The 10,702-nt window shown below is 70.0% G+C and carries 8 protein-coding genes and 1 pseudogene; 2 read left to right on the top strand and 7 right to left on the bottom strand.

Annotation, left to right across the window (positions count from 1 at the left end; translation table 11 throughout):
- Positions 1–52: 52 nt before the first annotated feature.
- The 5 genes from ND450_RS38020 to ND450_RS38000 form a co-directional block, all read right to left on the bottom strand.
- Positions 53–1,204 carry an acyl-CoA dehydrogenase family protein gene (locus ND450_RS38020; protein WP_089927191.1) on the bottom strand — a complete coding sequence of 384 codons (1,152 nt, stop codon included), beginning with the start codon at positions 1,202–1,204 and terminating at the stop codon, positions 53–55.
- A 5-nt stretch (positions 1,205–1,209) separates the two neighbouring features.
- Positions 1,210–3,123: an acetyl/propionyl/methylcrotonyl-CoA carboxylase subunit alpha gene (locus tag ND450_RS38015; RefSeq protein ID WP_305885189.1), complete on the bottom strand. Its 1,914-nt coding sequence runs from the start codon at positions 3,121–3,123 to the stop codon at positions 1,210–1,212.
- Positions 3,124–3,125: 2 nt separating this feature from the next.
- Complete coding sequence (locus tag ND450_RS38010; protein ID WP_253322947.1) at positions 3,126–4,718, bottom strand: carboxyl transferase domain-containing protein; 1,593 nt, start codon at positions 4,716–4,718, stop codon at positions 3,126–3,128.
- Between the two features lie 138 nt (positions 4,719–4,856).
- Positions 4,857–5,642: an SGNH/GDSL hydrolase family protein gene (locus ND450_RS38005; protein ID WP_089927196.1), complete on the bottom strand. Its 786-nt coding sequence runs from the start codon at positions 5,640–5,642 to the stop codon at positions 4,857–4,859.
- A gap of 219 nt (positions 5,643–5,861) precedes the next feature.
- Positions 5,862–6,347 carry a hypothetical protein gene (locus tag ND450_RS38000; RefSeq protein ID WP_253322946.1) on the bottom strand — a complete coding sequence of 162 codons (486 nt, stop codon included), beginning with the start codon at positions 6,345–6,347 and terminating at the stop codon, positions 5,862–5,864.
- 121 nt (positions 6,348–6,468) lie between these two features.
- Between ND450_RS38000 and ND450_RS37995 the strand changes: the two genes are divergently transcribed.
- Together ND450_RS37995 and ND450_RS46160 are read left to right on the top strand one after the other, a co-directional pair.
- A complete protein-coding gene (locus ND450_RS37995) occupies positions 6,469–7,041 on the top strand; it encodes a TetR/AcrR family transcriptional regulator (protein WP_089927202.1) in 573 nt (190 codons plus the stop codon).
- A gap of 80 nt (positions 7,042–7,121) precedes the next feature.
- Positions 7,122–7,583: pseudogene (locus ND450_RS46160) on the top strand (hypothetical protein); the annotation flags it as partial.
- A gap of 1,360 nt (positions 7,584–8,943) precedes the next feature.
- On the opposite strand, the gene ND450_RS46155 reads toward ND450_RS46160, so the two are convergent.
- Together ND450_RS46155 and ND450_RS37980 are read right to left on the bottom strand one after the other, a co-directional pair.
- Positions 8,944–9,966, bottom strand: a complete 1,023-nt coding sequence (locus ND450_RS46155) for an acyltransferase (RefSeq protein ID WP_371927522.1) — start codon at positions 9,964–9,966, stop codon at positions 8,944–8,946.
- Positions 9,963–10,664 carry an alpha/beta hydrolase gene (locus tag ND450_RS37980; protein WP_253322944.1) on the bottom strand — a complete coding sequence of 234 codons (702 nt, stop codon included), beginning with the start codon at positions 10,662–10,664 and terminating at the stop codon, positions 9,963–9,965. Before ND450_RS37980 ends, ND450_RS46155 begins: the two co-directional genes overlap by 4 nt.
- Between the last annotated feature and the right edge of the window lie 38 nt (positions 10,665–10,702).

Genomic DNA, 10,702 nt, shown 5'->3' with positions numbered 1-10,702 from the left:
CCGTCGGGAACTGGCGGTTTGAAGATTTTCAGCCGGAACGGACCAGTGCTTCCTACAGACCCAGCTCGCGGGCGATCAGCATCTTCTGCACCTCGGAGGTGCCCTCGCCGATCTCCAGGATCTTCGCGTCGCGGTAGAACCGGCCGACCGGGTACTCGTTCATGAAGCCGTAGCCGCCGAAGATCTGCGTGGCGTCGCGGGCGTTGTCCATCGCGGCCTCGGACGACACGAGCTTCGCGATGGCGGCCTGCTTCTTGAACGGCTCGCCGCGCAGCATCCGCGACGCCGCCTCGTAGTAGGCGAGGCGCGCGGTGTGGACGCGGGCCTCCATCTCGGCGATCTTGAACTGGATCGCCTGGTACGTGCCGATCTTCCGGCCGAACGTCTCGCGCTCGTGGGCGTAGCGGACCGACTCGTCCACGCAGCCCTGGGCGAGGCCGACTGACAGCGCCGCGATGGCGACGCGGCCCTCGTCCAGCGTGCGCAGGAACTGGGCGAAGCCGCGGCCGCGGGTGCCGAGCAGGTTCGCGGCCGGCACGCGGCAGTCGGAGAAGGACAGCTCACGGGTGTCCGAGGCGTTCCAGCCGACCTTCGAGTACTTCTTCGACACCGTGAAGCCCGGGGTGCCGGACGGGACGATGATCGAGGAGATCTCCTTGCGGCCGTCCGGGAGGGTGCCCGTGACGGCGGCGACGGTGACGAGGCCGGTGATGTCCGTGCCGGAGTTCGTGATGAACGCCTTGGTGCCGTTGATGACCCACTCGTCGCCGTCGAGGCGCGCGGTGGTGGTCAGGCCGCCCGCGTCGGAGCCGGAGCCCGGCTCGGTGAGGCCGAACGCGCCGAGCTTCTCACCGGAGGTCAGGGAGGGCAGCCACTGCGCCTTCTGCTCGTCGGTGCCGAAGCGGTAGATCGGCATCGCGCCCAGCGAGGTCGCCGCCTCGACCGTGATCGCGACGGACGAGTCGACGCGCGCGAGCTCCTCCAGCGTGACGCACAGGGCGAAGTAGTCGCCGCCCATGCCGCCGTGCTCCTCGGGGAACGGCAGGCCGAGCAGGCCCATCTGCCCCATCTTCGCGACGATCTCGTACGGGAACTCGCACCGCTCGTAGAAGTCGCCGATGACCGGGGCGACCTCGTCGCGGGCGAACTCCTCGACCGTCTTGCGCAGGTCCTCGTACTCGCTCGGGAGCCTGAAGTCCAACATTGCGGTCACTCCTCGTGAGAGACGACGAGGGCCAGCACCTGGTCGAGTGCGACCTGCTGGCCTGCTTGCACGTTCACTTCGGCGAGCACGCCGTCGACCGGTGCGGTCACGGTGTGCTCCATCTTCATGGCCTCGACCACGAACAACGCCTGACCGGCGGTCACCTCGTCGCCCTGCTGCGCGCGGACGACCAGCACGGTGCCGGGCATCGGCGACTTCACCGGGCCACCCGAGGCCGCGGCACCGCCGGCGGCACCGACCAGGAACTCGGCCTCCACCAACGCCCAGGAGGCGCCGTCGTGGCCCAGCCACAGCACGTCCCCGTCGCGGGCCATCGAGTACCGGCGGGAGCCGACGAGCAGGTCGGTGCCTTCCCGGCGAGCCTTCGCGCGGACCGGTTCTCCCGCGCCCACAACGACTTCCTCGCCGCGCACGCGCACGTCGACGTCGTTGATCCGCCACGTCGTCCAGGCGTGCTCACCGACGCGCCAGCCGGAGAGCTGGTCCCACGGGTCATCGCCGTGCGGCTGCAACGAACGTTCCAGGCCGGCCGCCACGTACACGTCGTCCGGGATCTCGGCGGACGTCAGCGCGTCCAGCTTCCGTTCGACCAGACCGGTGTCCAGAGCGCCCGAACGCACGTCCTCATCGCGCAGGAGCGCGCGCAGGAACGGGATGTTCGTCGTGACGCCGAGCAGCACCATCTTGCCGAGCGCGTGGTCGAGGCGGCGCAACGCCTCTTCGCGGGTGCGGCCGTGCGCGATCACCTTGGCGAGCATGGGGTCGTAGTCAGAGCCGACGACGAGTCCCTCGTACAGACCGGAATCGACGCGGACGTCAGACGGCTCGCTCAGCGCCAGCACCCGCCCGCCGGTCGGCAGGAAGCCGCGTGCCGGGTCCTCGGCGTAGACGCGGGCCTCGACCGAGTGGCCGGTCAGCTCGACGTCGAGGTCCAGGGCCTCCCCGGACGCCACGCGGAGCTGCCACTCGACGAGGTCGACGCCCGTGACCATCTCGGTCACCGGGTGCTCGACCTGCAGCCGGGTGTTCATCTCCATGAAGAAGTAGTCGCCGGAGGCACCGTCCACGATGAACTCGACCGTGCCCGCGCCGACGTAGCCGACGGACTTCGCCGCGTCGACGGCGGCCGACCCCATGGCCTCGCGCATCTCCGGGGTGAGGAACGGCGACGGCGCTTCCTCGATGATCTTCTGGTGCCGCCGCTGGAGGCTGCACTCGCGCTCACCGAGGTGGATCACGGTGCCGTGCGCGTCACCCAGGACCTGGATCTCGATGTGGCGCGGGTTCGTGATGAACCGCTCGATCAGCAGCGTGTCGTCACCGAACGAGCCGCGCGCCTCACGCCGTGCCGACTCGATGGCCTCGCGCAGTGCCGATTCTTCGTGCACCAGCCGCATGCCCTTGCCGCCACCGCCCGCGGAAGGCTTGAGCAGCACCGGAAAACCGATCTCCAGTGCGGCGTCGACGATCTCGTCGTCGGACATGCCCGAGCGGGTGCGGCCCGGCACGACCGGCACACCCGCCGCCGACACCGTCAGCTTCGCGCGGATCTTGTCGCCCATCGCGTCGATCGCCGACGCGGGCGGGCCGACGAACACGATCCCGGCCTCGTCGCAGGCCGCGGCGAACGCCGTGTTCTCCGCGAGGAAGCCGTACCCGGGGTGGATCGCCTGCGCGCCGGTGGACACGGCGGCCGCGACGATCTTCTCGATGGACAGGTAGCTCTCGCGGGCGGCCGCGGGGCCGATCCGCACGGCCTCGTCGGCCAGCTTGACGTGCAACGCCTCGGCGTCCGCGTCGGAGTACACGGCGACGGACCGGATCCCGAGCGACCGCAGCGCGCGGATCACCCTGACCGCGATCTCCCCGCGGTTCGCCACCAGAACGCTGTCGAACATGATCACATCCGGAAGACGCCGTAGGAAACATCGTCGATGGGGGCGTTGGCCGCGCTGGACAACGCGAGGCCGAGCACCGTGCGCGTGTCACGCGGGTCGATCACGCCGTCGTCCCAGAGCCGCGCGGTCGAGTAGTACGGGTTGCCCTGGTCCTCGTACTGCTGGCGGATCGGCGCCTTGAACGCCTCTTCGTCCTCTGTGGACCACTCGTCGCCGAGCTGGTCGCGGCGGACCGTCGCCAGCACGGACGCGGCCTGCTCGCCGCCCATCACGGAGATGCGGGCGTTGGGCCACATCCACAGGAACCGCGGCGAGTAGGCCCGGCCGCACATCGAGTAGTTGCCGGCGCCGAACGAGCCACCGATGATCACGGTGAACTTCGGGACGCGCGCGCACGCCACGGCGGTCACCATCTTGGCGCCGTGCTTGGCGATGCCGCCCGCCTCGTACTCGCGGCCGACCATGAAGCCGGTGATGTTCTGCAGGAACACCAGCGGGATGGACCGCTTGTCGCACAGCTGGATGAAGTGCGCGCCCTTCACGGCGGACTCGCCGAACAGGATGCCGTTGTTCGCGACGATCCCGACCGGGTGGCCGTGGATGCGCGCGAAGCCCGTGACGAGCGTCTGCCCGTACTCCTTCTTGAACTCCTGGAACTTCGAGCCGTCGACGACCCGCGCGATCACCTCGCGCACGTCGTAGGGCGTCCGGGAGTCCGTGGGCACGACGCCGTAGAGGTCGTCGGGGTCGACCTTCGGCGCCTCTGGAGTCGTGACGTCCCAAGGCCTCTGCGCGCGTGGGCCGAGCGTGGAGATGATCGAGCGGACCATCCTGAGCGCGTGGGCGTCGTTCTCCGCCAGGTGGTCGGTGACGCCGGACGTCCGCGAGTGCAGGTCGCCGCCGCCGAGGTCCTCCGCGCTGACGACCTCCCCGGTCGCGGCCTTCACCAGCGGCGGGCCGCCGAGGAAGATCGTGCCCTGGTTGCGGACGATGATCGCCTCGTCGGACATCGCCGGCACGTACGCGCCACCCGCGGTGCACGAGCCCAGCACGGCGGCGATCTGCGGGATGCCCTTCGCGGACATGGTGGCCTGGTTGTAGAAGATCCGGCCGAAGTGCTCGCGGTCCGGGAACACGTCGTCCTGCTTCGGCAGGAACGCGCCGCCGCTGTCGACCAGGTAGATGCACGGCAAGTTGTTCTGCAGCGCCACTTCCTGCGCGCGCAGGTGCTTCTTGACCGTGACGGGGTAGTAGGTGCCGCCCTTGACCGTGGCGTCGTTCGCGACGATCACGCACTCACGGCCGGACACCCGCCCGACGCCGGTGATGATGCCCGCGGCCGGCGCGTCGTCGCCGTACATGCCGTTGGCGGCCAACGGCGACAGTTCGAGGAAAGGCGAACCGGGGTCGACCAGCGTGTCGACGCGCTCGCGCGGCAGCAACTTGCCGCGGTCGACGTGGCGCTGGCGTGCCTTCTCGGGACCGCCGCGCGCGGCGACGGCGAGCTTGCTCCGCAGCTCGTCGACGAGCGCGGCGTGCTCCTTGGCGTAGCGGTCCGACGGCTCGGCGGCGCTGCGCAGGACAGGTGCGTCCATGCTCCCCAGACCTCAGGTTAGCGGGCGTTAACAAAGCCATGTTAGCGCCCGCTAACCCAGCGGTCCACCAGAGCGGCTCGAGAGTGACCCGAACGCAGGTCAAGGCCCCTTTCGAGCACTCTCACGTTCCGGAAGACGTCAGCCGATCACCGACCGCAGGGCGGGCAGGTAACCGCTGGCGTGACCGGCGCGGTTCGGGTGGTACGACTCCTCGACCGGCCAGCTCAGGCTGTTGAGCCACCAGCTCGACGAGCAGATCTCGTGCCCGGTGAACGCCCCGCGCACGTCGACGTACCCGAACCCGGCCGCCGCCGCCCGCGCCGCGATGGTGGTGTGCAGCGCGTCGCTGCCCGAGTTGATCGCGGCCCGCTTGGTGTCGCTCAGGCCGACGTTGCAGGAGCCCGGCACCTTGTAGATGCGCGGGTAGCCGAGCACGACGACGCGCGCCGACGGGGCCTTCGACTTGATCGCGGCGTAGACGTTGTTGAGCAGCCCGGGAAGCGTGTTCGCGGCGTAGGCCTTGGCCGTGTTCACCCGGTTGGTGCAGTCCTGGTCGGACCCGAACGTGCAGGTGGTGATGACGTCGGTGAAGCCGGCGTCGTTGCCGCCGACCTGCACGGTGACCAGGTTCGTGGCCGCGGTCAGGTTGCCGGTCTGCGTGATGACGTCGCCTGTTCGCGCACCGGAGCAGGCGACGGACTTGAAGCTCGCGGGCGCTGTCGCCGCCGCGTACAGGGCCGGGTACGCGAGCGGTCCGCGCTTGCAGCTCCCGCTCGACCCGTCGTAGCTGCCGGTGCCGAGCCCGGAGGCGTACGAGTCGCCGAGCGCGACGTAGTTGATCGGTGCCGCGCTCGCGGGGTTGGCGAGGGCGATGACGGCCGCGGCGGCGGTGACCACCGAGGCGAGGAAGTGAGCAGGACGCATCGAAGACTCCCGAAGGGGCCGCAGGGTGTGATGCAAGGCATGCCAATCGTTACTCACGGGTAAGGCTCGTGTGAAGTATTGGTCAATAGTCAACATTTGGGCCCTGTACCTGCGGAAATTCCACCCATCGGAGGATCGCGCGGACAGACCGGTTTGAGGCATGAAAAAAGCAGGAGCCCCCGGAGGGGACCCCTGCTTCGTCGTTCGCCGGCGAACCGGTCAGGTGCTGGTGTCGTTCTTGTAGTGCACGCCTTCGTGCGACGCCTCGTAGTCGCCCGTCGTGGCGTAGACGTCGATCGAGTCGACGATGTACTGCTGGTTCGGGTCGGCGCGGGAGTACAACTCCGGCCACGCCTCACCCGGCACGACGAGATCGGGGTGGTGGCAGTCGATTCCACCCTCGGTGTCCTCGCACGTCCAGCCGTCGCCCCACGACTGGACGTCCAGTTCGTCCGGCACGGAGAGGAACACGGTCACGCCCTGTTCGTCCTCGTCTCCCACATCGGTGAGCAGCACCGTGAAGTCGAACGGCGTCCTGCTGACCCAGTACGTCCTGCCCTCGAAGACGTGCGCGACGGCCCGGGACCCGTCCACCGACATCCGGATGTCGATCGGCGCCGGCTCGCCCTCGGTGGCGTTCGCGGCGGATCCGCCCGCGCAGGCGACCAACGCGGCGACAGCGGCGCACGACAAAGCCTTGATCATGGAACTCCCCCAGAGTCCGACATGGTCCAACCACTCTCAGGACGCCTGGCGGTCCACCGGGTTGCCCGAGTCCCCGATTCGCGGGACACGACGCCAGGTAAACGCCTGCTAACCTCCTTCCGTGGTCGACAAACCCTCACGTCGGGACCAGATCCTCAACGCCGCGGCGGAGCTCTTCGCGCGCCACGGCTTCCACGGCGTGGGCATCGACGACATCGGCGCCGCGGTCGGCATCTCGGGCCCCGCGCTCTACCGGCACTTCCGCAGCAAGGACGCGATGCTCGGCGAGATGCTGACGTCGATCTCCGAACGCCTGCTCGACGGCGGCCAGTCCCGCGTCGACGCCGCCTCGAACGCCGACGAGGCCCTGCGCGAACTGATCGGCTGGCACGTCGACTTCGCGCTGGACGACCCGGCGCTCATCACCGTGCAGATGCGCAACCTCGCCAACCTCACCGACCCGGACCGCAGGCGCGTGCGCGCTTTGCAACGGCGGTACGTCGAGGTGTGGGTCGAGACGATCCGGCGGACCGTGCCGGACTTCGACGAACCGACCGCGCGTGCCGCGGCGCACGCGGTGTTCGGGCTGATCAACTCGACGCCGCACAGCGCGCACCTGGACCGGGACCAGATGGCGGCGCTGCTGTCGCGCATGGCGCTGGCGTCGCTGACGCCCGCCGTCGTGGTCTCCTGACCGGCCGGAACCGCCTGCGGCGTGCGGCTGACCTGGCGAACTGGCGATCAGCCGAGACCCTTCCGTAACCTGACGCGACAATGGGCGCGCGCAAACTCCTCCTCCGGCTGCCGGCCTGGTTCCGGTTCACGGTCATCACGCTCGCGGTGTTCGTGTGCGGGGTGATCGCCTCCAGACCGGCCACCGGTGACAACGGGGTCCCACCGAGCGCCGACGTGGTCGCCGCGGCGAACGCCGTCACCGCGTTCGTGGAGCCGTCCGCGACGCACGACCCGTACTTCAACCTGCCGTCGGACTTCGCGCGCGAGATGGGCCGCGATCCCAAGACCGTCACGGCGCCGGACGGGACGCTGCGGGTGGTCGACGCGAGCGGTGGGTGCTCGGGGCCGGCCGGGGACACGGAGTGGGACTTCAGCACCGCGTGCCGCGCGCACGACCTCGGCTACGACCTGTTGCGCTACGCCGACCACAAGGGCGACCCGCTCGGACCGCAGGCGCGCAAGGCGCTGGACGACAGGCTCACGACCGACCTGCACGCCCAGTGCCGGCTGAACCCGCGCGGCGCCGAGCAGACCTGTCACGCCGTGGCCGAGACCTACGCGCTGGGCCTGAAGTTCAACTCGTGGCGGCAGCGGTGGAGCGCGCCGGGCCACGAACCCGTCGTCGCGTGGGCGTTCGGCAGCGCGGTCGTGGTGTTCCTGCTGCTGGCGCGGCTGCACGGCCGCCGCCGCGAGGACCCGTCCGCGAACTCGCTGCCGCTGGTGCTGGCCCACGCCGAACAGGACAGGTACGCGACGTTCCTGCGGCTCTTCAGCCTCGCGCTGCTCGTGGTCGGCGAGACCGTGGCGATGCTCGCGCACCTCAGGGGGTTCGGCACGTCGTGGTTGTGGGCGCTGCAGGCGGTGCCGTTGTTCTTCTTCGCCGGCGGGCACGCGAACCTGCGCAGCTGGCAGGCGCACCAGGGCGGCTTCGGCTGCTGGGTGTCGAGCCGCACGTCGTGGCTGCTGCGGCCGGTGCTCGCGTTCGTGCTGCTGTGGGTGGTGCTGTTCGCGGCGCTGAACCTGCTGGACGTGAAGGTCGACGCGTACAGCCGGCTGATCACGCACCCGCTGTGGTTCCTCGGGGTGTACCTGCTGGCGGTGGCCGCGACTCCGGCGGCCGCGTGGCTGCACGAGCACTTCCGCCGCACCGCGCCGTTCGTGCTGGTGCTGGTGACGCTGGGCGTGGAGGTCGCGCGCACGTCGACGGACTGGAAGACCGGCGGGTACGTGAACCTGGTCGTCGGCGCGTTGCTGATGCAGCAGATCGGGTTCTTCTACGCGGACGGCACCCTGGCGACCCTCTCCCGCAGGCTGCTGGCCGCGCTCGGCGCCGTCACGCTGCCCGCGCTGGTGTTCTTCAGCAGCTACCCGCGGTCGATGATGGTGCTCGGCGTCGCGCAGATCTGCCTGGCGTTGCTGGCCCGCGGCCGGCTCACGGCGTGGCTCGACGGCCGGTTCTGGCACGTCGTGGACTTCACCCGCCGTTCGCCGATGACGGTGTACCTCGCGTACCTCGCCGGGGTCGGCGCGCTGGTCGGGCTGCTCGGGCTGACGCAGGCGCCGATCTGGCTGGTGCTCGGGCTGGTGCCGCTGATCCTGCTGTTCCACCGGTTCGAGCGGCGCCTGGTCAAGTCCACGAAGCTCGCGCACGAGTCGCACCGCACGCGCCTCGCGACGGCGATGGGCGTGTCGTTCGGGACGCTCGGCGTGCTCGGGTTCGTGGTCAGCGGGTTCCTCGGTGACGGGGTGCTGGTGCTGCTGCCGGTCGACCCGCTGCAGAACCTCATCCACCTGCTGCTCGGCTGGTACCTGATCCACACCGCCCGCCACGGCAGCTGCGACACCAGGTTGCCGTGGCTGCTCACGGCGCTGGCGTGCGTTCCGCCGATGCTGGCGCTGGACCCGACTCCCCCGGTGGTGGTGCTGCACGCCGTGGCGATCGGCCTCGCAGTGCTCGGAGCCATCCCCAGGTCACGACCGCGCACACCGGCAGCCACAGCAGGCGCTGCCACACCCAGTCCGGATGATCTGGTGGCTGCTGGAGCCCCGGCAACGGCCCCCACGCGCTGAAAGCCAGCGTCACGGTCACGAGCGCGCTCTGGTGCGCGAGGAAGATGCCCAGCGCGCGCTTGTTCAGCCACACCACGGGTTTCGCCGTGCCGATCCTGCTCAGCAGCGGCGCGACCGTGAGCACCAGCCCGATCTGGGCGAACGCCAGCGCGAGCGTGGCGTAGTTCGGCGGGTTGAGGTTCGAGACCGCCTCACCCGGAATGCCCACCGCCGACACCGGATACCCGCCGACCGTCGTCAGCAACGCGTACCCGAGCACGCCCGCCACCAGCAGCGGCGGACCGGGGATCCGCCTGCGCGCCAGCGAGTGCCCGAGCTGCCAGGCCGCCCACCACACCGCGTACGGCACGACCAGCACCAGCACGACCGGGACCAGCACACCCCACGAGTGCTCGTCCAGCCTGCGCACCAACGGTTTCATCGCCAGCAGCACCAGGTAGACGCCGAAGAACCACAGCGGTGTCGTGACCAGGAACCCGATGTTCCAGGCCGTCCCCTGGTCGACGCCGCGCAGCACCAGTCCGAAGAGGACGGCCGCCCAGCAGCCGAGCATCAGCAGCGTGGGCACGGCGAGTTGTTTGAGCCGCAGGAGGAACGGCGTCTTCGAGTGAGCCGCCGCGTAGCCGCCGACGAAGAAGAACAGCCCGAGCGTTTGCAGCACCCACGAGACCGGGGTGAGCGAGGTCAGGTGCTTGAGCGGGCTGTCGATGTACATGCCGGTCGGGGTGTCGACCAACGCGGTGACCAGCCAATGGCCGAGGACGACGGTGATTACGGCAAGTGCGCGCACGGCGTCGATGAACGGGTTCCTCACAGCTCGTCACCCGCGATCCGCACAAGTGCCTTCAGCGTCTCCGTACCCGGTTCGTAGTACGTGTCGTGCTTGCCGCCCTCGAACCGCAGCACCGTCGCCCCGAACCCGTCCGAAGCCGGATCGGTCCCGTGCCCGAGGTCGAAGAGCCGTGCGTTCGGCACGAACCGCATCCAGTCCCCGCCGGACCGCAACGCCCACACGCGCGCCCGAGTCCCCAGCTCGGCCACCGATTCCGCCCGCACCCCGGGACTCCCGGTGAACACGATGTCGGCGACGTCCAGCGATGGTGCGGCCAGCCCGACCACCACCGACCCGTAGCTGTGGCCGAAGACGTGGACGCGTCCGGGCGTCCGCAACGCCCGCACGAAGTCGACCAGCGCGGCAGCGCCCTGACGGGCGAGCGACCCGGTCATCGCGTCCACCCCGAGCCCCTGCGGCGTCCGGTACCCGAGCCACGCCACCACGGCGAGGTCGTCGCGGTGCGCCTGCTCGTACAGGTTGGACGCCATCCGCCCGAGCGTGCGGTCGAACCGGTCGACGTCCACGTCGGAACCGGGCACCACGACCACCACGTCACGGGCGGTCGCGAGGTCACCGACGACCGCGACCCGGCGGGCGACGTCGGAACGCCACTGCGCGATCGACGGCGCGACCGACGGCAGGGCGATCAGCAGGAGGAACAGGACGGCTCGGCGCATGTCCCCGAAGCTAGGAAGACGACGGGCCCCGGATCGTC

Source organism: Lentzea sp. HUAS12, assembly GCF_024125735.1.
Lineage (GTDB): Bacteria > Actinomycetota > Actinomycetes > Mycobacteriales > Pseudonocardiaceae > Lentzea > Lentzea albida.
This window is presented reverse-complemented; position numbering and strand designations above follow the sequence as displayed.

Bases quoted from the DNA above. Each gene is read 5' to 3' on its own strand.
- ND450_RS38020 (WP_089927191.1), bottom strand. From the start codon at position 1,204: ATGTTGGACTTCAGGCTCCCGAGCGAGTACGAGGACCTGCGCAAGACG.
- ND450_RS38015 (WP_305885189.1), bottom strand. From the start codon at position 3,123: ATGTTCGACAGCGTTCTGGTGGCGAACCGCGGGGAGATCGCGGTCAGG.
- ND450_RS38010 (WP_253322947.1), bottom strand. From the start codon at position 4,718: ATGGACGCACCTGTCCTGCGCAGCGCCGCCGAGCCGTCGGACCGCTAC.
- ND450_RS38005 (WP_089927196.1), bottom strand. From the start codon at position 5,642: ATGCGTCCTGCTCACTTCCTCGCCTCGGTGGTCACCGCCGCCGCGGCC.
- ND450_RS38000 (WP_253322946.1), bottom strand. From the start codon at position 6,347: ATGATCAAGGCTTTGTCGTGCGCCGCTGTCGCCGCGTTGGTCGCCTGC.
- ND450_RS37980 (WP_253322944.1), bottom strand. From the start codon at position 10,664: ATGCGCCGAGCCGTCCTGTTCCTCCTGCTGATCGCCCTGCCGTCGGTC.